We start from the raw sequence: 23,577 nt of genomic DNA on the forward strand, positions 1-23,577 counted from the left end.
TCACGGCATCACGTCACCCGAGTTGGGGCCCAGGGTCTGGCCGACGAAGAGGTTGCCCCCGGGGTCGCTCGCGAGCAGCAGCGCGGTGGGTGCGACCTCGGCCGGCACGCCGAACCTGCGCAGCGGCAGCTCCTTCCGCTTCGCCGCCTTCCAGTCCTCGGAGATGCCGTCGACCAGCGGGGTCTCGATGGGGCCGGGGGCGATGCAGTTGGCGAGCACGTTGTCCGCCGAGACCTCGAGCGCGAGTGCCTTGGTCATGCCGATCACGCCCGCCTTCGCGGCGCTGTAGTGGCCCAGCCCTGTGCCGCCCTTGATGCCGAGCTGGGACGAGATGTTGATGATCCGTCCCCACCGCCGGTGCCGCATCGGGCCGATCACCTCCCGGCAGCAGAGGAACACACCGGTGAGGTCCACGGAGATCGTCTCCGTCCACAGCGCGAGGCTCATGTCCTCGAGCGGCGACTCGGTGAGCAGCCCGGCGCTGTTCACCAGGACGTCGACGGTCCCGATCCCGTCCCGTGCCTCGGCGAAGGCGCTCCGGACGCTCTCCTCGTGTGCGACGTCGACCTCGATGATCCCCGGACCGGGGGTGCGGTCCATCACCACCACGCGGTCGCCCTGGGCGGCGAACGCCTCGGCGATCGCCGCCCCGATGCCGCTGCCACCGCCGGTGACGACGACGCCCCGGGGCCCCGCCACGGGGGGAGCGCCGGCGGTCATGCGCGCATCTTGATGGTCAGGCCACCGTCCACCACGAGTGACTGGCCGGTCACGTAGCGCGACGCGTCGGAGGTCAGGAAGCCGATCACGTCGGCGACCTCCTCCGGCCTGCCGACCCGGCCCCAGGGGATGTCCCTGCCCGCCCGCTCGAGGCCCTCGGGGCCGAGGGAGTTGACGGGGTCGAGGGACTGCGGCGTCTCGATGAGGCCCGGGATCACCGCATTCGCGCGGATCGCCCGCGGGCCCAGTTCGGAGGCGACACTCCGGATGAGCCCGAGCACGCCCGACTTCGCCGCGGCGTAGTGGGCGTGTTCCTCCCACCCGTAGACACCCCCGGCGATCGAGGACACGGCGACGAGCGCACCGGGGCCGCTCATCCGCTGGGACGCCGAGCGCAGCGTGCGGAGGACACCGGTCAGGTCGACGTCGAGCATCGCGTCCCAGAGGTCGTCCGTCAGCTCGTTCAGCGGGGCGTTGCGCAGGATGCCCGCGTTGGCGACGGCGTAGTCGAGGCGCCCGTACTCGTCCAGGGCACGCTGGGCGAAGGCGTCCACGGACTCCGTGGACCGCACGTCGACCTCGTGGATGACGGCGTCACCGCCGGCGGCCCGCACGCCGGAGAGGGTCTCCTCCGGGTCATGCGGGTCGCCGGGGAAGGTGCCGATGACGGTCCGGACGTCCCGGCCGGCGTAGTGGACGGCGAGGGCGCGGCCGATGCCGCTGGCGGCACCCGTGACGATGGCTACCTCAGACTGCTGCATGCGGTTCCTCGAGGGCCACGGCGGCGACGGGACGCGCCGCGATCATCAGGACACCGGAGAGCAGCGTGCCCACCGCGCCCACCCAGAGGGCGGCAGCGCCGGTGCCTGCCGCAGCGGCGACGAGCGTGAACAGAGCGCCGCCGATGATCGTCCCGGGCTGGCTCATGGCACCGATGAACGCGAGGCCCGTGGCACGGCAGCTCACGGGGTAGCACTCGGCCATGAAGTACTGGATGGCGGCGTAGGGCCCCACCAGAAAGAACAGGCCGGTGCCGTACGTGAGGATGATCAGGAACGGACTGGACACCAGCGGGCTCAGCATCACGGCGAAGGAGAGGCCCGAGATGATCCAGCCCACGATGATGGTCCGCTTCCGGCCCACCTTGTCGCCGATCCAGCCGTGGAACACGTAGCCGAAGTACGCGAGCAGGTTGATGACGATCAGCATCCAGAAGGCGTCGGAGAGTTCCACGCCCTTGGCGTTCGCGAGCACCGAGGTGCCGAGGACGCTGAAGATCGCGATACCGAAGAAGTTGAGGATCCAGGCGAGCGAGAAGACGATCGTGTTGCGGCGGAACTCGCCCTCCCAGATGCGCTTGAGGGGCGAGGTGGAGGAGTGCTCGACGCCGTAGGCGCCGGCGAGCGCGTGGGCCTCGTCGCTCTTGCCGCCCTTCTCCAGTTCGGTGAGGCGCTTGTGCAGCTCGAACTGCGGCGTCTCCTTCAGCTTCTTGCTGATGAGCAGGACGATGATGATCGCGGGGATGGTGGCCATGAGGTACAGCGCGCGCCAGCCGAGGAGCGGCAGGAACACCAGGGCGAGGGCACTCGCGAGGAGGAAGCCCAGCGGCCAGCCGCCCTGGATGAAGGAGTAGTGGAAGCCCGGACGCTTGCGCTTCCGCTCGTCCTCGGTGACCTGGTACACCTCGTTCATGTAGGTGGCGTTGACGGCCTGCTCGGAGAAGCCCAGGCCGCCGAAGGACCGCACGAAGACGAGGAGCGAGTTGCTGATGACGCCGAGGCCGGCAGGGATGAAGGCGGTGACGCCCGAGACGACGGCGGTCCCGCCGACGGTGAGCATCATCCCCTTCTTGCGGCCGAGGCGGTCGATCACGGGACCGACGCCGAAACACACGATCGCTGTTCCGACGGCGATCCAGGTGTTGACCGCGTAGGCCTCCGGTGCCGTCCAGCCGAATTCCTCCTGCATGGCCGGCAGCAGGGTGCCGAACAGGCCGTAGTCGAAGACCGCCACGGTCCAGGCGAGCAGGGCGAGGACGGTCGCCGTGCTGGTCTTCTTCTTCGAGAACACCGGGAACGTGCGTTGCTCATTGCTCGTCGGCGTCGAAAGGTCGACACCCGCCTCTTTGATGGACATCAGTTCGATTCCTTTCGGGGATTGCGTGCCAGGAACGAGTCGGCGATCTGGTCGAAGGTGTGCCAGGTGACGCCCTCGTGCGAGTTGAAGTGCTGGATGAGGCGCTCGAGCATGAGCAGGACCTGCGGCCGGCCCGAGACGTCGGGGTGGATGGTCATGGTGAAGACGGCGGAGTCCATCTCCGCGTAGACCCAGTCGAACTGGTCCCGCCACATCTGCTCGATGTCCCGCGGGTTGACGAAACCGTGCGAGTTGGGGGCCGCCTTGATGAACATCATCGGCGGGAGGTCGTCGAGGTACCAGTTCGCCGGGATCTCCACGAGGTCGGTCTCCTGGCCGCGGACGAGCGGCTTCATCCAGGCCTCGGCGGGCTTGGAGTAGTCGATCTTCGTCCAGCTGTCCCCGACCCTCACGTAGTAGGGCTCGAAGTCGTTGTGCATGAGGGAGTGGTCGTACTTGATGCCGCGCTCGAGCAGGATCTCGTTGGTGATGGGGGAGAACTCCCACCACGGCGCCACGTACCCGGTGGGACGGCGCCCCGAGACCTGCTCGATGAGCTCGATCGACCGGTCGAGGATCGCCGTCTCCTGGTCGCGGGTCATGGCGATCGGGTTCTCGTGGGAGTAGCCGTGGACGCCGATCTCGTGCCCCGCGTCGACGATCATGCGGGTGAGGTCGGGGAACGTCTCGAGCGAGTGGCCCGGGACGAACCAGGTGGAGGGGAGGGAGTACTTCTCGAAGAGGCGGAGGATGCGGGGGCCACCGACGTCGCCGCTGAAGAGCCCGCGGGAGATGTCGCAGGGCGAGTCCTCGCCCCCGTAGGAACCGAGCATTCCGGCAACTGCATCGACGTCAACGCCGAAGGCGATCTGGATGTCTTTCGTCATGGGTCGGCCTTTCCTGGGATGGGTGAAATCGGGGAGGGGTCAGGCGGGCGGAGCGGGAGCCACGGCGGCAGGGTCGCCCCGCTGCCGCATCTCCCCGACGACCTGCTCGGCGGACAGCCCGAGGGCGAGCAGTGCCTGCAGGAGGATGCGGGCCTGGGAGGGGCGGAGCAGCCCGGACGGGACGGCTCCCGCGTCCTCCAGGGTCCTTCCGCCGCCGGCACCGTAGACCCCCCGCACCGGTCCCGCGTGCACGCGGGTGCTGGTGACGACGACGACGCCGTCGCGTACGGCCTCGCGCACGGCGTCGCTGAGCTCCGCGTTCGCATTCCCGAGCCCGGTGGCCTCGAGGACGATCCCGCGGGCACCGGCGGTGACCGCGGCGGCGAAGAGGGTCGCGTCGGCGCCCGGGTAGCAGGCGACGATGTCGACGCGGGTGCCCGTGCCGTCCGGAGGGACGGCGAGCGGTGCCGTCCGCCGCAGGGCAGGGCGCAGCGTGATCGCCCCGCCGGCCGAGACCGACCCGGCGGACCCGAGATCGGGGTTGCTGAACGCGTGGAGCGCCGTCGTCTCGGACTTCCTCGTAGCCGGGAGGGGGAAGACCTCGCCGTCGAACACGATGAGAGCGCCCCTGCCCCGCGCTGCCGGAGACGCCGCCAGCGTCAGAGCGGCACGCAGGTTCCCCGGGCCGTCCGGGTCCGCGCTGTCGGCGGCGCGTTGCGCCCCGGTGAAGACCACCGGCCGCGGATCGTCGTGCAGGAGGTCGGCGAGGTATGCCGTCTCCTCCATCGAGTCGGTGCCGTGCGTGACGACGATCCCGAGCGTCTCCGGGGACTCGAGTGCGGTCCGGATGGCCGCGCAGACAGCGAGCATGTCGTCGAAGGTGAGCAGGTACGAACCCTTCTGCATGAGGTCGACGACCTCGACGGAGGCGCTCGTCCCGGCCGCGGCGAGGACGGCACCCCCTGCATCGGCGGCCACGGTCGATCCGTCGGCGGCGTGGACGCGGGAGGCGATCGTGCCGCCCGTCGCCAGCAGGACGACGTGACCTGTGAGGGATTCCAACGGTGCTTCCTCCTTACCCAATCGTTTGGGCGAGCGTTACGGAAAGCAGAAGTCCGGGGCGGGTGCCAGGGGTTCTGCGCGGTGCGACCTGCGTGGAACTGGACGAAACCCAAACGTTTGGGTTGAATGAGGAAAACCATAGGATGTGACCTGTATCTCGTCAATGGATCGCCCGAGATTTCACGCAGCCGAAACAAAGCACCACCGGGAAGGGAGTAGGCCCGTGGATCCAGTAGGTAGGCGACGCGCCGCGGTCACCCTGAAGGACCTCGCAGCGGAACTCGGCATCCACGTCTCCACGGTCTCCCGGGTGCTGCACTCGGACACGGACGTCGCCCGGGGGGCGGCGTCGAAGGAGACCGCCACGAGGGTGCGCGATCTCGCGAAGCTGAGGGGCTATTCACCCGATCCGCAGGCCACCAGCCTGCGCACCCGCCGCACACGGGCGATCGGGGTCATCGTGCCGCGCCTCTCGGACATCGTGCTCGCCACCATGTACGAGGGCGTCGAGGAGGCCGCTGCCGAGAGCAACCACTCCACTTTCGTGATGAACTCCCACGACGATCTCGACGAGCAGCGCCGCAAGGCCGAGATCATGCTGGCGCGGCGCGTGGACGGCCTGATCCTCGGCGACGTGCACGCCGGCAGCAGCCTGGTGGACGACCTCGTGAAGCGGCACGTGCCCTTCGTCCTCATGAACCGCCGCTATCCGGGCTTCCCGTCGTCCACCTGCGACGACACCGGTGGAGGCCGGCTCGTCGCGGATCACCTGTGGGCCACGGGGCACCGCTCCGTCGCGATCATCGCGGGCGAGACGTACGCGAGCACCGGCGTGGACCGGACCGCGGGCTTCGTCGAACGCTGGCACGACCTGGGCGGAGAGGTGCCGGCGGACCGCATCCTGCCCTCACGCTTCGACACCGAGGGCGGCCGCCGGGCGGGCGAGGAGCTGCTGCGCCTCGGCGGGAAGACCCCGACGGCGGTCTTCGCCGTCAACGACTTCGCCGCGATCGGGGCCATGGGCGCCTTCCGTGCCGGAGGGCTCGTCGTCGGCGAGGACATCGCCGTCGTCGGATTCAACGACACGTCCCTGGCCGCGCAGCTGCCCATCCCCCTGACATCGGTGCGCTCGCCGATGCTCGAGATCGGCAGGACGGCCGTCGGGATGCTCCGCCGGGTGATGAATGGGGAGGACGTCGGCTCCGTGCGCCACCCCTCGGAGCTGTTCGTGCGCGAGAGCAGCGCGTCGATCACCGGCGCGGTGCGGCGGGGGTTCCGGGCCGGCTGACGCGACGCCCTAGCCGGCCGTCCCCCAGACGGCGCGCCGCACCTTCGCCGCGTCCGCCCGCGCGGCGAGCGCCTGCTCCATGGTCACGGGTTCGAAGTGCGTCAGGGTGCCGGGCGCGCTCCGGGCGACGACGTCCATGTCGGCGCTGATGACCGTCGCCACCATCGCGTAGCCGCCGCCGGAGACGGCGTCGCGGTGCAGCACGATCGGCTCCTTGCCGCCGGGTACCTGGATCGATCCGATGGCATAGCCGGCGTCCACGATGTTCGAGGGATCCGACCCGGCACCGAAGGGCTGCGTGCGCGGCCTCCACTCGAGGTCCGGGCCCGAGTAGCGCAGGCCCGTGCGGTCCGCCACGGGCGTGAGCTTCCACGCCGTGCTCACGAGGGTCTCCATGCCCTCCGCGGTGAGGCGGTGGTCGTAGAGGCCCGGCAGGATGCGCACCGTCACCTCCTTCGCGTAGACGGGCCGCAGGTCCTCCGGGATGGTGTCGAGCGGCGAGGCTCCGGAGGGGGCGCCGACGGGGACCGTGTCACCGGCCTTGAGGGTGCGTCCCTGGAAACCGCCGAGGGCGCCGAGCGTGTAGGTGCTGCGGCTGCCGAGGACCTCGGGCACGTCGATGCCGCCCTGGACGGCGACGTAGTAGCGCGTGCCGCCCGAGAGCATCCCGAAGGACACCTCGTCCCCGGCGGCCAGGGACAGCCGGGTCCACTGGTCCGCGGTCTGCCCGTTCACCTTCACCTGCACGGGCGCGCCCGCCACGGCGATGACGGCGTCGGTGTCGGTGGTGAACCGCGGGCCGAGATAGGCGCACTCGAGCACGGCGTCGCCCGGGCTGTTGCCCACGAGGGCGTTCGCCATCGACGCGGACAGCTGGTCCATGGCCCCGCCCTGCGGGATCCCGACGTTGTAGTAGCCGAACCGGCCCCGGTCCTGGACCGAGGTGGCGAGGCCGGGTTCGAGGATGTCAAAGGCCATTGAGCTTCTCCAGAATGTCCCGGTTGTGCGCGGTGGGGTCGGTCAGTGCCTTCTGCAGGTCGAAGGTCACTGGTACCTGGCGGTAGGTGAACGTCCCGGCGTCGACCTCCGCCTGGATCGCCCGGTACTCGTCCTCGCCGACGGGCTTGAACTTCACGATGTCGCCGGGCCGGAAGAAGATCATGAAGTCCGAGAAGTCCTCGAGCTTCTGCGCCGGGTCGAAGATCGGGGCGGCGGCGATACCGAACATCTGGTAGCCGCCGGCACCCCGCACCGAGTAGATGCAGGCGAAGCAGCCGCCATGGCCGACGGTCAGTGGGGGTGTGTCCGTGCGGGGGCTGAGGTACTTCGGGACCTCGAGCTGTTCCTCCTGCGGGACGATCTGGAACATGAAGGGCAGCCCTGCGACGAAGCCCACCATGGACACGAGCCACGGCGATTCGTGGTGCTTCCGGATGAACTCCTGCGGGGAGGACAGGCCGTTCTCCTCGGCCGCGAAGTCCAAGTCGGTGCCGTCGGGCCGCTGGTGGCCCTTGCGGAAGCGGGCCCCGGTCTCGCGGGTGTAGGGGTCGTCGTACCAGACGGGGATCTCGATGATGCGGGTCTCGAGGGTCTGCTCGCTCAGCTGGGCGACCTCCTCCTCGACCTGCCGCACGAGTGCCTCCAGCTCGTCCGGCGGCACCGCGTCGGGATCGAAGCGCAGCAGCAGGGAGGCGTTGGCCGGACAGATGTCCACGACACCGTCGATCGCGCGTGCCGTGAGCCGCGTCGCCATGGCGTTCGCCTTGAAGTTGGCGGCGAGGCTCATGCTCTCGGAGATCTCTACGAAGAGGAACTCGTCGCCGCCCCAGGTGTAGCGGGCGGCGTCGAGGTGCTGGGGTGCGTGGCTCATGCGTCAGCTCCGAGGAGGTCGGGGGTCGATTCGATGAACTTCGAGTGGTGGGTCACGTCGCGTACCTCGGGCCGGTGGAGGACCGTCGACAGGAGCGGGAGCGTGGTCCTCACGCCCTCGATCCGCACCTCCCCGAGTGCGCGCGCCGACCGCCGGACGGCGTCCGTGCGGGTCTCGTCCCACACCACGAGCTTGGCGAGCAGGGAGTCGTAGAACGGTGCGACGGCGGATCCCGCGACCACGCCGGAATCGATCCTCACCCCCGGGCCCCCGGGCCAGTCGAGGCGCGCCAGGGTGCCGGGGCTCGGCAGGAAGCCCTGCGACGGGTCCTCGGCGTTGATGCGGAACTCGAAGGCGTGGCCCCGGAAGGTGATGTCGTCCTGGCTGAGGCGCAGCCTGCCGGTGGACGCGACGAGGAGCTGCTCCCGGACGAGGTCGAGGCCGGTCACCATCTCGGTGACCGGGTGCTCCACCTGCAGCCGGGTGTTCATCTCGATGAAGGCCGCCTGCTCGCGGTCCGGGTCGTAGAGGAACTCGACGGTGCCGAGGCCGGAGTAGCCGCACTGGCGGCCGAGTTCGATGGACGAGGCGCGGATGGTGTCGCGGACGGCGTCGGGCAGCAAGGGTGCGGGGGCCTCCTCGATGATCTTCTGCTGGCGGCGCTGCAGTGAGCAGTCCCGGTCACCGAGGTGGATGACGCGCTCGCCGTCGCCGAGGATCTGCACCTCCACGTGGCGGGCGCGGGAGACGAACTGCTCGAGGTACACGGCGGGGTCGCCGAACGCCGCCTGGGCCTCGGCACGGGCGACGTCGAGCGTCCTGACCAGGTCCTCCTCCTGCGTCACGAGCCGGATCCCGCGGCCGCCACCGCCGGCGGACGCCTTGACCACCAGCGGGTAGCCGATCTCCCGCGCGAGGGGGAGGGGGTCGACGTCGGGTGCCAGCGCGCCGTCGCTCCCGGGCAGGGTGGGGACGCCTGCCTCCCGGGCGGCCTGCCGTGCACGGGACTTGTTGCCCATCAGTTCGATGGCGTCGGGGGAGGGGCCCACCCAGGTGAGGCCGGCGTCGAGGACGGACCGGGCGAAGCGCGGGTTCTCGGACAGGAAGCCGTAGCCGGGGTGGACGGCGTCGCACCCGGCGTCCTCCGCGGCCCTGAGCACCGCGGCGCCGTCGAGGTAGCTCTTCGCGGCCGGCGCGGGTCCGACCACCCGGACGTCGTCGGCCAGAGACGCCGCGTAGGAGTCGGCGTCGGGTTCGCTGGCGGCGAGGACGGTCTCGAGACCGAGCTCCCGTGCCGCCCGGATGACGCGGACGGCGATCTCCCCGCGGTTCGCGATCAGGAGGCGGTCCATCCGCTAGCCCTCGGACACCGTGGCGATGACGTCGCCGGGGTTGACGGTCCCGGAGTCCTCGACGGCGAAGCTCTCGAGGGTGCCGGCCACGTCGCTGCGGATCTCGGAGAACTGCTTCATGATCTCCACCACCCCGATGGTCTGGCCCGCCTCGATGGCGTCACCCTCGTTCGCGTAGGGGTCCTTGTCGGGCCCGGGCTTGCGGTAGAAGATGCCGGGCAGTGGGGAGACGATGTCGGCCACGGGGGTCCTTTCGGGTGGAGTGTCGGGAAGTGTCGGTTGGAGTATCGGGTGGAGAGTCGGGTGGTCAGGGGGCATCGAGGGCGGAGCGTACGGCCGCCGCGACCTCGGGGGAGTTGGGGGCGTCCGAGTGGACGCAGATGCTGTCGAACGGGATGGTGAGGAGTGAGCCGTCGGAGGCCTCCACGACGCCGTCCGTGAGGGCGCGCGTCACGCGTCGCGCTGCCGCGGCGGGGTCCGTCGGTTCCGGCCGGCGCTGGATGAGGAGTTCGCCGGCGGGCCCGTAGTTGAGGTCCACGTACAGTTCGGCGACGAAGGGCACGCCGAGTTCCTCGCACACGCTCTGGTGCGCGGTGCCGGCGATCCCGTAGACGGCGACGTCGAAGAGCCGCGCCACCCGGGCGGCGCCCCTCATCAGGTCCGGGTCGCGGGCCAGCATCCCGTAGAGGGACCCGTGGGGCTTGATGTGGTTGAGGTCTGCGCCCTCACGCCGCAGGAAGGCGCTGAGTGCACCCACCTGGTAGAGCACGAGGTGCTCCACCTCCTGGGGGGTCAGCTTCATCTCGCGCCGCCCGAAGCCCACGAGGTCCGGGAGTCCGGGGTGGGCGCCGATCAGCACGTCCTGCGCCCGGGCCGCCGCGACGGTCTCCGCCATGGTGTCCGGGTCTCCCGAGTGGAAGCCGCAGGCCACGTTGATGGCGTCCACGGTCCCGAGGAGCGCGGGGTCGTTGCCGAAGGAGTGCAGGCCGAGAGATTCGCCCATGTCCGAATTGATCATCGGCGTCGTGCGCCGGGGAGCGTCCGTCATGCGACAACCCTAGAGAGCGCCGGCGGACCGATATAGTGGGCGCGCGCCCTCGCTTCTCTCCCCTCGGAGGGCAGATGCACACAGGAGGATCCCATGATCGTCGCCGATCTGCTGGCTGCCGACGCCCTGCAGCTGCGCCTCCACACGCCGTCGTCGGTGGAGCGGCTGGCCTGGGACATCAGCTGGTGCGCTCCCGCCGAGACCATCGATCCCACGCCGTTCCTCAGCAGCAACGTGGTCCTGCTGACCAACGGGATCGGGCTGAACATCGAGGACCAGCGGACCTGGACCGCGTACGTGGAGCGCCTCGTCCGCGTGCGGGTGGCGGCCATCGCCTTCGGCACGGGGACGGCGCACCGACTCATCCCGCCCGGTCTCGTCCGGGCGGCGACGGAGCTCGACGTGCCGCTGCTGGAGATCCCGCAGTCGGTGCCGTTCCTGCAGGTCCATCGCCATGTGACGAACGTGCTGGAGGTGGAGCGTTTCACGGCCGTGAACAGGTCGTGGGAGCTGGCACAGGAGTGTGCGCAGCTCGCCGCCTCCGGTGCGCACCTGCAGGTGGTGCTCGACGCCGCGGCGCAGGCCGCCGAGGGGCATCTCGCCATCGTCGACGCCGCCGGCGTGGTCATCGCGCGCTCGCCGTCGGCCTCGGTCTGGACCGCCGCGGATCTCACGGAGCTGCCGGGGGCGGGGCGCGGCAGCATCCCCCTGCCCATGGGCAGCGGTGACTCGTTCCAGCTGATCGTGCGGGACGCGGCGTCGGACCACCCGGTGGACACCCTGCTCGCACCGGCGGCGTCGATCATCGCCGTGCAGCTGCAGACGGCGCTGCACACCACCACCCACAAGGAGCGGGAGCTGGAGTCCCTCCTCGACCAGGTGCCGGACTGGGCCGGCGTCGCCCTCGAGGAGTTCACCGCGACCTTCCGGTCCACCGGACTCGACGTGCGCGAGCCCACCCTCGTGCTCGCCGCGACCGCCGGGCGCCGGAACCTCTCCAACGCGTGGCGGATCCGGCTCCTGTTGCAGTCGCGGTTCCTCGACGTGCGCGTGCAGGTCCGTGCGGGCGTCCTCTACGCCTTCGCCCAGGGACCGCTCGGCGGCGCGGATACCGAAGACGCCGCGGCGGGTCTGCTCGAGGCCTGCATCCGGGAGCTCCCCGGCCAGTCCCTTGTGCTCAAGGGACCCTGCCACACCATCGACGAACTCCGCCTGGGGATCCATCAGGCGGGGACCACGGTCGGGGAGGTCCGGGCGCCGATGCGCGCACCGGACCTCGGGATCCGCGCGCTGATCGCGTCGACCGCGTCCTCGGGCGCCCGGGCCGGTGCGCACAAGCTCCTGGCGCCGGTCCTCGCCTATGACGCCGCGCACGCCGTGGACCTGCTGGGCACGCTGGAGGCGTTCCTCGAGCACGATGCGCAGCCCGGCCGCACGGCGGCGAAGCTGTTCATCCACCGCAACACGCTCGCCCAGCGGCTGGGGAAGCTCGAGGGCCTGCTGCGGGTGTCGCTGACCTCGCTCGAGGGTCAGGCCACGTGCCTGCTGGCGCTGCAGATCCTGCGGTCCGAGGCCCCGCCCGGGCGTCCGGCACTGTCGCTGCTCGATCGCCGCTAGCCCCCGGGAACGACGGCCGGGACCCGCCGTCGTTCCCGGCTTCTCCAGCCGGCGGGCACGAACAGCGGCGTGTCCCGAGGCGACACACGCATCCAGATCGAAACCCGGGAACGACGACGGCCCCGCCTGCCACCCGAGGGCAGCAGACGGGGCCGGGGGACCAGCGGCTAGGAGGTCTCGATGTCCTTCGTGGCGTAGTCGAACCGGAACGTCACCGACGTGTCGGAGAGCAGGTGCAGTTCGTGGTTGGCGCCGTCGCGCACGCCGAACCGGCCGTAGTTCTCCGCCCACGAGCCGTTGACGAGGATCTTGAACTGGTAGGTGCCGGCGGGCAGCTGGAGGGTCTGCTTCCAGGTGTTCTCCGTCGGCTCCCACACGAACTGCAGTTCGCGGAGGTCCGAGCTCCAGTGCCCGGCCTCGCCGAACAGCGGGTCGAAGTCGCCGGAGAGGGCGACGGACTGCGGCTGGTCGTGCCAGGCGTCCTCGGCGGGGGTATCGGTCGGCTCGTGCACGGGCTCGGAGTCGGACACCTCGAGGGTCGGGGTGACATCCGGGGGCGTGGGGTCCTCGGCGAGAGCCGTCTTGGCCTGGGCGACCTCCGTCGGATCCACGTCGACGTCGGCCTGCGCGGCCTGCGCCTCCTCGCCCAGCTGCTCGGGGGCCACCGGCGCGTGCACCGGAGCCTCGGCAGGGGTCTCCGGCACGGGAGCGCCACTGATCATGGCGTTGACGAACTGCTCGGAATCGGTGAAGGCGTGGACCGCGCGGACGCCCTCGTCGGTGGCGGTCCAGCCGCTGCGGCCCTTGACGAGCCAGCCGGCCTTGACGAGCTTCGACGTCGCCGTCGTCAGGGCCTTGAAACCGCGGGGGACGCCGCCGGAGAGGAGCTCGGCTTCCTTGGCGTCGAACGGGACCTGGGCGACGGCCTGCGCCATCAGTTCACTGGGGGCGACGGCGGTGCCCGCGGACTGGTGAGCGGCGAGCAGGGCGAGGGTCATGCGGAGTCGGTCGTTCGTGCGGTTCCGGGGGGCCATGGCGGTCTCCTTCGTGGGGCGGGCGGCAACCTGCCGTCGTGTCCCTGCAGTTTCCCGCCCCGGCGGAGGACATCCATGGGGATGGGTTCCTACCCCGGCGGGCTCGACGATGCGTGGGACTGCGGACGACAGCACCCTGACTTTATCCGAGTCCTGCACATCGCGGCTATTGTGCGCTGCATGACGTCCCCTCCCCGCGCCTCGCCGGTACGGACCATCGCCCGCGTGGTACTCGGCGCGTTCCTGCTGTTCGCGGGCACGGCGCACCTGACCTTCGCGCGGTCGGACTTCGCAGCGCAGGTGCCCGCCTGGCTCCCGCTCGGAACGGATCTGGTCGTGGTGGTATCCGGCGTCGTCGAACTGGTGCTCGGCGCCGCACTGGTCCTCGCCGGCAGGCGCCGCGTAGCCGTCGGCTGGGTGGTCGCGGCGTTCTTCGTCGCGGTCTTCCCGGGCAACATCGCCCAATACGTCGACGGCGTCAGCGCCTTCGGGCTCGACACCGACCGTGCCCGGCTCGCCCGCCTGTTCTTCCAGCCCGTACTGGTGGTGTGGGCGCTGTGGTCGACGGCGGCCTGGCGGGACCGCCGGATGCTGCTGGGGCCCTGACGGACGCTGCGACTCAGCCCGCCGCCCTGCGGGAGTCCATGCCGACCGTGATCCAGAAGGCGAGATCGGCGTCGTCGTCGATCCTCACGCTCGGCACGGTGAGCCAGCCCGGACCCATCGGCCGGTCGCCGCCCATGCGCGCAGCTGTCCCGCCCCGTCGCAGAAGCTCCTCGTGGTCGGCCGGGTCGGTGCGGACGAGCAGGTCCCCGTTCGGACCGGCGCCGACCGCCAGGCGGTCGTCGACCATGAAGGACTGCAGGCCGAACATGCGGACCTCACGCACGTTCCCGCGCGACGCGAAGAAGTCCCGGAGCCGTTGTGCCAGGTTCTCGCGGGGATCAGGGGTGTCCATGGTCGCTCCCTTGCTCGAGGTACACGCCGAACGTGGTGTGGTCGCAGTATCCTGCCACGTCGCGTCGCCGCGCGGGGTGCCCGGATTCAGCCCGCCGTCAGGAGCCGTGCCGCCGCTTCGTCGACGGCGGCCCCCGAACCGGCGAGGTGCCACCGCCTGCCGAGGTGTTCGACGATCCTGGTCCTCCCGCCGACCCCCTCCACGAGCGCGCGGCCCGGCAGCCAGTCCCAGTCCGCGCAGTCCGGCTGCAGCCACAGACCGATCCGGCCCGCTGCCACGTCGGCGAGATCGGCCGTTCCCGAGCCGCTGATGCGCAGGGTGGCTGCGCCGTCCATGATCCGCGACAGCACGGCCATCATCGAGGAGTCGGAGACGTCGGACCGGTCCAGATAGGAGGCCACGCTGCAGTCGCGCAGCGGTGTGTCGGCCAGTGGCTCGACGGTGCTGCCGTTCAGCGTCGTGCCCCGCCCCAGACCGGCCACCCAGGTCTCCCCGGTGGCGGGGACGTCCACGGCTCCTGCGAGGAGCACGCCGTCGTCGTCGAGAGCCACGGCGGAGCACCAGGTGGGGAGTCCCGACAGGAAGTTGAACGTGCCGTCCACGGGGTCGATGACCCAGCGGCGGCCGTTCCGTGACGCCACGGAGGATCCCTCCTCGCCGAGCACGCCGTCCTCGGGGCGCTCGTCCCGGAGGCGGTCCCTGATCAGTGCCTCCGCTGCACGATCGGCGGCCGAGACGAGGTCTGCGGCCGAGGTCTTCTGCTCGACGTCCACGCCGTCCACCCGCATCTCGCGGGCACGCCGGGACGCATCCTGTACCAAAGCTGCCGCAAGCCCGACGTCGTCCACCGGACCAACGTACCCGCGGCCGCCGGCGGCCGGAAGTGCGCTCCCCGGAGCGCCAACTGGCCCCGCCACGGACACCGCGGGCCCCCTCTCCGTTCACCGCGCCGCCATGTCCGGTTCGTAGACAGGGGAGGTTGACACCCCACCTCGTCCGTTCGGGAGAACCATGACTCCGTCCAGTCCCACCCGCCGCCCGCGCGCGCACGCCGCCGCCGTCGCCGCGGCGCTCACCGGCACGCTGCTGCTGGCAGTGCCCGCGAGCGCCGCGGTCGTCCCCGCGCCGATCAGCTACTCCGCCGACGGCGCGGCCCTCGGCCTCACGCCGATCGGGTCCTACGAGAGCGGGGTGTTCGACCAGTCCGCCGCGGAGATCGTGGCCTATCACGCCGCGACCAAGCGGCTCTTCGTGGTGAACGCGCAGCTGGGCGCGGTGGACGTGCTCGACGTCGCCGATCCCGCGGCGCCGGCCAGGCTCTTCACCATCACGGGCGCGGGCGTCGCGAACTCCGTGGCCATCCGGCCGGACGGCCTCGGTGTCATCGCGCTGGAGAACACGACGAAGACCGCCGACGGGTCGCTCGTCTTCTTCGATGCCGCGGGTGGCGGCGAAGTCCTCGGCACGGTGGAGGTGGGCGCGCAGCCGGACATGGTGAGCATCTCGAAGGACGGCGGGCACGCCGTCGTCGCCAACGAGGGCGAGCCGGACGACGCGTACGCGGTCGACCCCGAGGGGTCGGTCAGCGTCGTGTCCCTGCCGGGTACGGTGGCCGCGCCGGCGCAGGACGCCGTCCGCACGGCAGGATTCGGGGCGTTCGAATCGGCCGCCAAGGGCGGCACCAGGGCACTGCCCGACGGCGTCCGGATCTTCGCAGGCATCGAGGGCTCCGCCCGGCCCGTGTCCGAGGGGCTCGAGCCGGAGTACATCGCGATCGACGGCGGTACCGCCTACGCCGCACTGCAGGAGGCGAATGCCGTCGCCGTCGTCGACCTCGCGTCCGCCACCGTCACGGACATCTGGCCGCTCGGCGCCAAGGACCACGGCCTGCCCGGCAACGGCCTCGACGCGTCGGACCGGGACCCGCGGGACGCGCCGACCGTGAACATCCGCACGTTCGAGGGCCTCCACGGCCTGTACATGCCGGACGGCATCAACGCCTACACGGCCGGCGGCCGGACGTACCTCGTCACCGCGAACGAGGGCGATGCCCGCGAGTGGGGCAGCTACGTGGAGCCCGCCCGGGTGAAGGATCTCGGCAAGGACGGCATCCCACCGCTTTGCGCGACGAGCCCGCTGGTGGGCCTGACCGGTGATGCGGACCTCGGCCGCCTCACCATCAGCACGGCCAGTGAACTGACCGACGCGGGCTGCTACGACGAGCTCTACGCCTTCGGCAGCCGCAGCTTCTCCATCTGGACCACCGACGGCGAGCAGGTGTTCGACTCGGGGGAGGACTTCGAGCAGATCACCGCCGCCGCGATTCCCGGGTTCTTCAACTCCAACCACTCCGAGAGCAACCTCGAGGGCCGTAGCGACGACAAGGGCCCGGAGCCAGAGAACCTCACCATCGGCGAGGTGGGCGGCCGCACCTACGCGTTCATCGGCTTCGAGCGCGTCGGCGGCATAGCGGTGTACGACATCACCGACCCGGGCACCAGCGCCTTCGTCACCTACGTGAACAACAGGGACTTCGCCTCCTCCGTGGAGGAGGACCCGGCCACGCTGCCGCTCGCGGGCGACCTCGGCCCCGAGGGACTCACCTTCATCCCCGCTGCAGGTTCGCCCACCGGGGAGCCCATGATCGCCGTCGGCAACGAGGTGTCCGGCACGACGACCCTGTTCGGGATCGAGCTCGCCGCCGAGCAGACGCCCACCCCGACGCCGACGCCGACGCCCACGCCGACTCCGACTCCGACGCCGACGCCCACCGGCGAGCCCACCCCGACGCCCACCGGCGAGCCCACGGTTGACCCTACGACGGAACCGACCATCGAGCCGACCGATCAGCCCACGGATGAGCCGACCGACCCGACCGACGCCCCGATCACCGGTGGCAGCGGCACCGGTGGCGGCGGCGGCGGAACGGGTGATGGTACCGGCGGCGGGACGGACGACAGCGGTGTCTTCAGCCCGAGCGGCGCCCTGGCGCAGACGGGCGCGAACGTCCTGCTGCCCGCCGCAGTCGGCGTCCTGCTCGCCCTCCTCGGCGGAGCGCTGCTGGTCCTCCGCCGCCGGAAGACCGGGTCGGAGGACGAGATCGCGGGCTGACGCTTCCCAGGGACGCAGCTCGAAAACGACGATGCCCGGCACGCGGTGTGCCGGGCATCGTCGTGTTCAGCGCGAAGGAATCAAACGGCTGCGGCTACCCGACGGCGTACGGCATAGACGCCGCCGACTGCTGCGAGGAGAAGCCCACCGCCAAGCGCCAGGGCGCCGGAGTTGTCGTCCTGGGGCGTCTGAGCCACACCGGTGTCAGCGCCACCGACGGGCATCTGCCCAACCTGCGGCGGTACGGGCTGGGGAGCAACCGGCTGTGTGACGACAGAGTTCTCGGCGACGATGCGGTCGACGATGATCGAGTTGTATGCCGGTGTGCCTGCCGCGTCGCAGCCGAAGCCGTCGCTGTCGGCGTCCAGCCCGGGCTGGTAGCCAGGAGTACCTGCCGGGATGTTGTAGACACCGACTGCCGCCGCCTCGGAGCAATTGTTGAACGGCAGGCCGACGGCGAGAGCCGGCGCGGCCGAGAGGATGGACATGCCGGCAACAGCGGCAGTAGCGAGGGCGATCGAGGACTTCTTCATTGAATGCTCCTGAGACGTTGGTGGTGCTGGTCTGCTGACCGTACGGCCCCGAACGTCTCACGAGCACCGTGTGCCCCACCTGAGAGGTAGTTGCGCTCCCCAACAAATACCTGTAGCGGACGCAGCTCGAACGCGACGATGCCCGGCACGCGGTGTGCCGGGCATCGTCGTTCCCGCGGGCGCTACAGTGCGCTTCCTCAGTTCCGTCTCGCCGTGACCAGCAGGTACTCCCAGTCGACGGTGGTGCTGCCGGTGCCTGCGCTGAACCGGGTGACGAGTGCCGCCAGGTCGGCGTCGAGCGCTGCCGCCTTGGCCGCGTCGTCGCCGATGAATGTGTAGACGCTGATCGTGGGCCCGTAGTTGGATTTGAAGTAGTCCACGAACTCCTCCGGTGCGTGGAAGCGGTCCACCCGCACCACGCGCCGTTCAGCCCGCAGATCCGTCACCTGGCCGTCGAGGAGCGACCGCACGTGGTCCTCGTTGCCCCACAGCGGGGGAGGCTGCGCCCCGGGAGGCGGCGGCGGTGCGTAGGGCTTCATGGTCGCGAACATCTGGCCGACGAATCCTTCCGGCGTCCAGTTGATCAGCCCGATGCTGCCGCCCGACCGGCAGGCCCGCACCAGCTCGTTGGCCGCGAGCTGGTGATGCGGCGCGAACATGACGCCCAGGCAGGACATCACGGTGTCGAAGGACCCCGAGTCGAACGGGAGGGCCTCGGCGTCGGCGACACGCCAGTCGAGGCTCACGCCGCGCTCCTGTGCGAGGCGCTGCCCGATGTCGAGGAGTTCGGGCGTCAGGTCCGACGCCGTCACGGTCGCGCCACGCTCCGCCGCGGGGATCGCAGCGTTGCCGGTCCCGGCAGCGACGTCGAGCACGTGCTGGCCGCGGGTGATGCCGAGGGCACCCACGAGGTCCAGGCCGAGGCTCGGGACGATGTCGGCCGCGATGGCCGCGTAGTTCCCCTGCGCCCACATGGCACGGTGCCTGGCCTTCAGCGCCCTGTCCGCCTCGGTGGTGGTGGTGGTATCAGTCATGGTGGTTCCTGTTCCTGTGCTGGATCCGGGCTGCGTCGCCCGGTGTCTCTCTGACGGCACCAGTGTTGCCACCGACCGTGTGCACGAGCGTGTGACGACGTCGCCTCCCGGACCCGGGCGGCTCCTACAGGTGGTGCCGAACCGCGAGGTCCTGGGTCAGCAGGGGATTCTCGATGCCCCGCGCCAGCAGCGTCATGGCCGGCAGGACGGCTTCGTCCCCGAGCGCCGCGCGAGCCGACAGGGCGCGGACCGCGAGTTCGCGGTGCCCGTACCGGCTCGAGCGCTCCCCGAGCTCCCGGGCGAACTCCAGTGCCTGGTGCGGATCGGTGGCCAGCGCCGCCGTGCTGGCGAGGTCGAGGTTCCGGCCCCGGAACCACCGGTACCAGGGGTTGGGCTGCACGCCGCGGCGGATCCAGGTGCTCGCCGCACCGGTGTCCCCGCGGGCGAGCAGCACCTGCGCCTTCGCGTGGGCTGCGGCGTCGAGGAAGCAGCGGTCGCCGAGCGACGCCGCCAGGGCCATCGCATGGTCCGCCATGTCCTCGGCCGCGGAGTCGTCCCCGATGCCGAGGTGCACCTCGCTGCGGAGGGCCTCGACGAACGGCGTGAACGCCGTCCAGTGCTCGCCGGCGACGAGCGCCAGGACGGTGTCGAGCTCGAGCGCGGCTCGATCGCGGTGCCCGGTCAGGAGATGGACCCGGCCGAGCATGGCCCGCGAGAACGCCTCCTGCCGCGTCCGTCCGATCCCGACGCTGAGGCGCACCGACTCCTCGAGGGCGACGACGGCGCCCGGGTAGTCGGCGGTGTCGGTCGCGAGCATCCCCGCGACGCCGAGCGCCCGCGCCCGTTCATCGGGCAGGCCCTCCGCGGCCTCCGTCGCGCGCGCCAGCCACCGGGCGCCGCTGTCGGGGAAGCCGCGCTGCACGGCGAGGAAGCCGAGCTCGCGGTATGCCGCGGACCGGATGGCTGGCGGGCCGTCACCGGCCAGGGACAGGGCGCGGTGCAGCAGGTCGGCGACCTCCGCGCCCCGACCGCCCGCCCCGTGGATAAGTGCTCCGGCCAGGTCCAGCAGGGCCTTCGCCTGCAGGGTCCGGTCGCCGAGGCGCTCCGCGAGGTTGCCGGCGACCCGGAGGTGGGTCAGGGCGGTGGCGGTCGCACCGGCGGAGAGGCAGGCTTCGGCCGCTTCGAGATAGGACGCGACGGCGGTGGGCGTGGCGGGCAGGCCGGCCTCTCCGCCGGTGTCCGGGGCGGCCAGGGCGTGCTGCACCTCGGCGGGCAGGCCCGACCCCAGCTGCTCACCGAAGACGTCCCCGCAGTGGGCGGCCGCCGTCCGTGCAGCGCCGCGGTCGCCCGCCGCCACGAGCGAGCGGACCAGCAGGGCGTGGAAGTCGGCGTTCAGGGGATCGAGTTCCACCGCCCGGGCGCCGAGCCGGATCGCCGCCGCGCTGTCGCCGTCGGCGAGCGCCGCCAGGCCGCCCTCGTACACGAGCGTCTCGACCGCGTGCCGCAGCCGGTGCCGCTCCATCATCAGCCATGCATCGAAGGGCGGGTGGTCCGTGAAGTCGAGTCCGTCGAGCAGTTCCGCGGGGACCTCGGCCGGCGGCCCGGCGCCGAGGTCGGTGTCGAGCCGGAACCCCGGCGGCAGCCGCAGGGCGACCGGGTTGCCGCCGAGAACGGCCCCCGGGCCGAGGATGCGCCGCAGGTCGGCGAGGTGCCAGCGGAGGGCGCCGAGGGGATCGTCCGCTCCAGTGAACAGCAGCGATGCCAGGTGGCTGCGGGCGGTCGGCGTCGCGTGGAGGAGGAGGTGGGTGAGCAGGCCCCAGGATTTCCGGCCGCGCGGCTGGCGGCCCTCTCCATCGGGGTGCGTGATGGAAGGCGGCCCGAGAAGCTGGATGACGATCCCGGCCATGCCCCACTGTAGATCCGCGGGCGTCCGGACGGAACGGCCGGCGGCGCACATGACGTGGACATGGCGCCGGTGTGGCGCGCGGGACGCCGCGCCGGCACACGGGGCGGGAGAAGCGGCGCCCTAGCGCGTCGACGGATGGGCGCCCGCCGCGTTGCGTGCGGCGAGGATGTGCGTCCGCATGACGGATTCCGCCCACTCGCCGTCCCGCGCCGCGGCGGCGGCCACGAGTTCCGCGTGGTGCTGCATGGACCGGCGCAGCGCCTCCGCACTGTACTTCCGGAACGTGTGCGCGACGACGGCGGGACGCATGACGCTCTGCAGCGCGGTCGCGACATGGCGGTTGCCGCACCGCTCGATGAAGATGCCGTGGAACGCCGCGTTGAGTGCGCCGAGCCCTGCCAGGTCCCCTCCTTCCGCGACCACCGCCTCCATCCGCTCGGACAGGGAGGCGAGCTCCGTGATGTCGTCGTCGGTCAGCTTGGGGACGGACAGCAGGACGGCGTGCGGCTCGAACCCGGCCCGCACGTCGTACAGCCCGGCGACGTCGTCGGGGGAGAAGCTGACCACCTGCGCGCCCTTGTTGCGGCTGAGCTCCACGAGACCCTCGGCGGCGAGCCGGTTGAGTGCCTCGCGGATGGGGGTCCGGCTGACGCCGATGCGGTCGGCGAGCGTGGTCTCGCGCAGCCAGGATCCGGCGGCGAGCTCGCCCGATGCGATCATGGAGCGGACCTGCCCGTACGCGCTGTCGTTCGATGTCCGGGTTGAGTCAGGGGTGACGCTCATACCTGTCACGCTAACGCGTCGGGCCAGCGGGCGGCGGCCAGGGCGCTGCGCGTGCCGCCCCTCGAGACGAACGACGACGACGCCCGGCCCGTCAGCTCGACGATCCGGTCCGAGGCGAGCATGTACTGCTCCAGGTCGATACCCGTCGCGATGCCGAGACCGTCGCACAGGTGGACGAGGTCCTCGAGGGCCGCATTGCCGAGCACCGTGGGGTCGCCCGGGAACCACAGGTCGCCGCCGAGCCCGGCGAAGGAGCCCTCGAGCCACGTGGCGCCGGCCATCATGCAGGCCATCGCGTTGGCCGGCGCGAAGCCGTTCCGGTTGTGGAGGTGGACGCCGACGTCGAGCCCCGGGTACAGCGCGCGCACCTCGGCGATGCCGTCATACATCTCGGCCGGTTCCTCCTCGCCCGAGGTGGCGGCGAGGTACACGCCGCCGGCCCCGGCGTCGACGGCGGCGCGCACCACGCGCAGCCGCTCCTCCCGCGGGACGGGGCCGCGCGCCGGTGCGAAGAACGCGCAGGCGACGGCGACGACGAGCCGCACGCCGGAGGCCGCCGCGAGCACGCCGATCCTCTCGACGTCGGCCAGGATCTCGTCCACGGTGAGCCGCTGGTTCCGGAGGCCCACCTCCTCGTCCGCGGACACGACGACGACGAGCTCGTCCAGCCCGCAGTCGACCGCGCGTTCGGCACCCCGGAGGTTCGGGGCGAGCCCGCGGTAGCGCACGCCGTCGACGCGGGGGACCGCGGCCATGACCTCGGCGGCGTCGGCGAGCTGGGGGAGGACCTTCGGGTGCGCGAAGCTCACGGCCTCGATCTCGCGGACCCCGGCGTCGATGAGCAGGTGCACCAGCTCCACCTTCTCGGCGGTGGGCACGGGCTGCGGGACGGACTGCAACCCGTCGCGCAGGCCCACCTCCACGAGGCGGATCGAGGCGGGCAGCCCGGGGACGGTCATGCCAGCCCCCGCCCCCGCAGCGACGCGAGGGCGCCGTCGTCGACCCCCACCTCCGCGAGCACCTCGGCGGTGTGGGCGCCGAGCGACGGCCCGGGCCAGCGGATGCTGCCGGTGGTGCGGCTGAGCCGGGGGAACACGTTCTGCTGGGAGACGGCGCCGAGCACCGGGTGCTGCACCTCGGTGATGGACTCCCGCGCCAGGTACTGGGGGTCGGCGAGCATGTCCACGGGCCGGAAGATCTTGCCCGCCGGGACGCCGTGCTCCTCGAGGGATGCCTCGAGTGCTGCAGCGTCCTGCTCGGAGGTGTAGGCGCCGATCAGAGCGTCGAGCTCCTCCTGCCGCTCGCCCCGCGCACCGTGCGTGGCGTACCTCGGGTCCGTGGCGAGCCCGGGCTGCCCGATCGCCGCGGCGAGCCGTGCGAACACGGTGTCCTGGTTCGCCGCGATCAGCACCCACTTGCCGTCCCGCGTGGGGTACACGTTGCTCGGCGCGACATTGGGGAGGATCGCCCCGGTCCGCTCGCGCTGGTACCCCGAGATCTGCCACTCGGGCACCAGGGACTCCATGACGCCGAGGACCGCCTCGTAGATCGCCGAATCCACCACCTGCCCGCGCCCGCTCACCTCGCGCTCGCGGACCGCGGCGAGCGCTCCGATGGTCGCGAAGAGGGCGGCGAGCGTGTCGCCGATCGAGATGCCCATGCGCGAGGGTGGCGTGGACGGATCGCCGACCACATAGCGCAGGCCACCCATGGCCTCGCCGATCGCGCCGTAGCCGGCACGCTGGGCGTAGGGGCCGTCCTGCCCGAACCCGGAGACGCGCACCATGATCAGGCCGGGATTCGCCTCCGCCAGCTCCCTGTAGCCGAGGCCCCAGCGTTCCATGGTCCCCGGCCGGAAGTTCTCGACCACGATGTCCGCGGTGCCGATGAGCTTCCGCGCGAGGTCCTGGCACTCGGCGTCGCGCAGGTTCAGGGTCACCGAGCGCTTGTTCCGCCCCACCACGGACCACCACAGGGACTGCCCCTGCGGCAGCTGCCGGCCCCACTGGCGCAGCGGGTCGCCTGTGGCCGGGTCCTCGATCTTCACGACGTCGGCGCCGAGGTCACCGAGGAGCTGGCCGCAGAACGGGCCCGCCAGCAACTGGCCCATCTCCACCACGCGGAGGCCGGTGAGGGAGCCCGCTGCAGGAGTGTCGGCAGGCGGGCCGGCGGAAGGGTCGGCGGGAGTATCGCTGGCAGTCATCGGCAGGCCTCCGGGCGTCTGATCAGCCCGGGCGG

General features: G+C 71.4%; 23 protein-coding genes. 4 read left to right on the forward strand and 19 right to left on the reverse strand.

The features are described from left to right. Genes V6S67_RS03320 through V6S67_RS03340 form a run of 5 tightly spaced genes read right to left on the reverse strand, consistent with a single transcriptional unit; the run spans position 1 to position 4,805 of the window. Positions 1–720, reverse strand: coding sequence for an SDR family oxidoreductase (locus V6S67_RS03320; protein ID WP_334208887.1), 720 nt, complete (start codon positions 718–720; stop codon positions 1–3). After that, positions 717–1,481 (reverse strand): SDR family NAD(P)-dependent oxidoreductase, encoded by a 765-nt coding sequence (locus tag V6S67_RS03325; protein ID WP_334208888.1) that lies wholly within the window; start codon positions 1,479–1,481, stop codon positions 717–719. Before V6S67_RS03325 ends, V6S67_RS03320 begins: the two co-directional genes overlap by 4 nt. Next, on the reverse strand, positions 1,468–2,856 hold the full coding sequence (locus V6S67_RS03330; RefSeq protein WP_334208889.1) for an MFS transporter: 1,389 nt from the start codon (positions 2,854–2,856) through the stop codon (positions 1,468–1,470). Before V6S67_RS03330 ends, V6S67_RS03325 begins: the two co-directional genes overlap by 14 nt. Further along, positions 2,856–3,743 (reverse strand): polysaccharide deacetylase family protein, encoded by an 888-nt coding sequence (locus V6S67_RS03335; protein WP_334208890.1) that lies wholly within the window; start codon positions 3,741–3,743, stop codon positions 2,856–2,858. The genes V6S67_RS03330 and V6S67_RS03335 overlap by 1 nt, the downstream gene beginning before the upstream one ends. 39 nt (positions 3,744–3,782) lie before the next feature. Further along, positions 3,783–4,805 (reverse strand): asparaginase, encoded by a 1,023-nt coding sequence (locus V6S67_RS03340; protein WP_334208891.1) that lies wholly within the window; start codon positions 4,803–4,805, stop codon positions 3,783–3,785. Between the two features lie 223 nt (positions 4,806–5,028). Between V6S67_RS03340 and V6S67_RS03345 the strand changes: the two genes are divergently transcribed. Beyond that, positions 5,029–6,093 (forward strand): LacI family DNA-binding transcriptional regulator, encoded by a 1,065-nt coding sequence (locus tag V6S67_RS03345; protein ID WP_334208892.1) that lies wholly within the window; start codon positions 5,029–5,031, stop codon positions 6,091–6,093. 9 nt (positions 6,094–6,102) lie between these two features. Here V6S67_RS03345 and V6S67_RS03350 read toward each other — a convergent pair whose 3' ends face one another. The 5 genes from V6S67_RS03350 to pxpA form a co-directional block, all read right to left on the reverse strand. Next, positions 6,103–7,071 carry a biotin-dependent carboxyltransferase family protein gene (locus V6S67_RS03350; protein WP_334208893.1) on the reverse strand — a complete coding sequence of 323 codons (969 nt, stop codon included), beginning with the start codon at positions 7,069–7,071 and terminating at the stop codon, positions 6,103–6,105. Continuing rightward, positions 7,061–7,963, reverse strand: a complete 903-nt coding sequence (locus tag V6S67_RS03355) for a 5-oxoprolinase subunit B family protein (RefSeq protein WP_334208894.1) — start codon at positions 7,961–7,963, stop codon at positions 7,061–7,063. Before V6S67_RS03355 ends, V6S67_RS03350 begins: the two co-directional genes overlap by 11 nt. Next, entirely contained in the window at positions 7,960–9,315 is a 1,356-nt protein-coding gene (locus tag V6S67_RS03360; RefSeq protein ID WP_334208895.1) for an acetyl-CoA carboxylase biotin carboxylase subunit, read from the reverse strand. Before V6S67_RS03360 ends, V6S67_RS03355 begins: the two co-directional genes overlap by 4 nt. Positions 9,316–9,318: 3 nt before the next feature. Next, on the reverse strand, positions 9,319–9,558 hold the full coding sequence (locus tag V6S67_RS03365) for an acetyl-CoA carboxylase (RefSeq protein WP_104049356.1): 240 nt from the start codon (positions 9,556–9,558) through the stop codon (positions 9,319–9,321). 64 nt (positions 9,559–9,622) lie between these two features. Then, positions 9,623–10,363 carry a 5-oxoprolinase subunit PxpA gene (gene pxpA / locus V6S67_RS03370; RefSeq protein ID WP_334208896.1) on the reverse strand — a complete coding sequence of 247 codons (741 nt, stop codon included), beginning with the start codon at positions 10,361–10,363 and terminating at the stop codon, positions 9,623–9,625. 93 nt (positions 10,364–10,456) lie between these two features. Here pxpA and V6S67_RS03375 point away from each other — a divergent pair, with 93 nt between their 5' ends. Next, positions 10,457–11,980, forward strand: coding sequence for a PucR family transcriptional regulator (locus tag V6S67_RS03375; protein ID WP_334208897.1), 1,524 nt, complete (start codon positions 10,457–10,459; stop codon positions 11,978–11,980). A 167-nt stretch (positions 11,981–12,147) separates the two neighbouring features. Here V6S67_RS03375 and V6S67_RS03380 read toward each other — a convergent pair whose 3' ends face one another. After that, positions 12,148–13,014 (reverse strand): pullulanase X25 domain-containing protein, encoded by an 867-nt coding sequence (locus V6S67_RS03380; RefSeq protein WP_334208898.1) that lies wholly within the window; start codon positions 13,012–13,014, stop codon positions 12,148–12,150. Between the two features lie 180 nt (positions 13,015–13,194). Between V6S67_RS03380 and V6S67_RS03385 the strand changes: the two genes are divergently transcribed. Continuing rightward, complete coding sequence (locus V6S67_RS03385; protein ID WP_334208899.1) at positions 13,195–13,620, forward strand: DoxX family protein; 426 nt, start codon at positions 13,195–13,197, stop codon at positions 13,618–13,620. Positions 13,621–13,633: 13 nt separating this feature from the next. Here V6S67_RS03385 and V6S67_RS03390 read toward each other — a convergent pair whose 3' ends face one another. Both V6S67_RS03390 and V6S67_RS03395 read right to left on the reverse strand, forming a co-directional pair. Beyond that, positions 13,634–13,972 (reverse strand): TfoX/Sxy family protein, encoded by a 339-nt coding sequence (locus tag V6S67_RS03390; protein ID WP_334208900.1) that lies wholly within the window; start codon positions 13,970–13,972, stop codon positions 13,634–13,636. Positions 13,973–14,058: 86 nt separating this feature from the next. Continuing rightward, positions 14,059–14,820 (reverse strand): inositol monophosphatase family protein, encoded by a 762-nt coding sequence (locus tag V6S67_RS03395; protein ID WP_334208901.1) that lies wholly within the window; start codon positions 14,818–14,820, stop codon positions 14,059–14,061. 163 nt (positions 14,821–14,983) lie between these two features. Between V6S67_RS03395 and V6S67_RS03400 the strand changes: the two genes are divergently transcribed. Further along, positions 14,984–17,083, forward strand: coding sequence for a choice-of-anchor I family protein (locus V6S67_RS03400; protein ID WP_334208902.1), 2,100 nt, complete (start codon positions 14,984–14,986; stop codon positions 17,081–17,083). Between the two features lie 80 nt (positions 17,084–17,163). Here V6S67_RS03400 and V6S67_RS03405 read toward each other — a convergent pair whose 3' ends face one another. The 6 genes from V6S67_RS03405 to V6S67_RS03430 form a co-directional block, all read right to left on the reverse strand. Then, positions 17,164–17,616 (reverse strand): excalibur calcium-binding domain-containing protein, encoded by a 453-nt coding sequence (locus V6S67_RS03405; protein WP_334208903.1) that lies wholly within the window; start codon positions 17,614–17,616, stop codon positions 17,164–17,166. Between the two features lie 197 nt (positions 17,617–17,813). Then, positions 17,814–18,650, reverse strand: a complete 837-nt coding sequence (locus V6S67_RS03410; RefSeq protein ID WP_334208904.1) for a class I SAM-dependent methyltransferase — start codon at positions 18,648–18,650, stop codon at positions 17,814–17,816. Positions 18,651–18,774: 124 nt separating this feature from the next. Continuing rightward, positions 18,775–20,556 carry an AfsR/SARP family transcriptional regulator gene (locus V6S67_RS03415; RefSeq protein ID WP_334208905.1) on the reverse strand — a complete coding sequence of 594 codons (1,782 nt, stop codon included), beginning with the start codon at positions 20,554–20,556 and terminating at the stop codon, positions 18,775–18,777. 120 nt (positions 20,557–20,676) lie between these two features. Further along, on the reverse strand, positions 20,677–21,339 hold the full coding sequence (locus V6S67_RS03420) for a GntR family transcriptional regulator (RefSeq protein WP_334208906.1): 663 nt from the start codon (positions 21,337–21,339) through the stop codon (positions 20,677–20,679). A 5-nt stretch (positions 21,340–21,344) separates the two neighbouring features. Further along, positions 21,345–22,298 (reverse strand): hydroxymethylglutaryl-CoA lyase, encoded by a 954-nt coding sequence (locus tag V6S67_RS03425; RefSeq protein ID WP_334208907.1) that lies wholly within the window; start codon positions 22,296–22,298, stop codon positions 21,345–21,347. Next, complete coding sequence (locus V6S67_RS03430; RefSeq protein ID WP_334208908.1) at positions 22,295–23,542, reverse strand: CaiB/BaiF CoA transferase family protein; 1,248 nt, start codon at positions 23,540–23,542, stop codon at positions 22,295–22,297. Before V6S67_RS03430 ends, V6S67_RS03425 begins: the two co-directional genes overlap by 4 nt. Between the last annotated feature and the right edge of the window lie 35 nt (positions 23,543–23,577).

It is taken from the genome of Arthrobacter sp. Soc17.1.1.1 (assembly GCF_036867195.1).
Classification (GTDB): domain Bacteria; phylum Actinomycetota; class Actinomycetes; order Actinomycetales; family Micrococcaceae; genus Arthrobacter_D.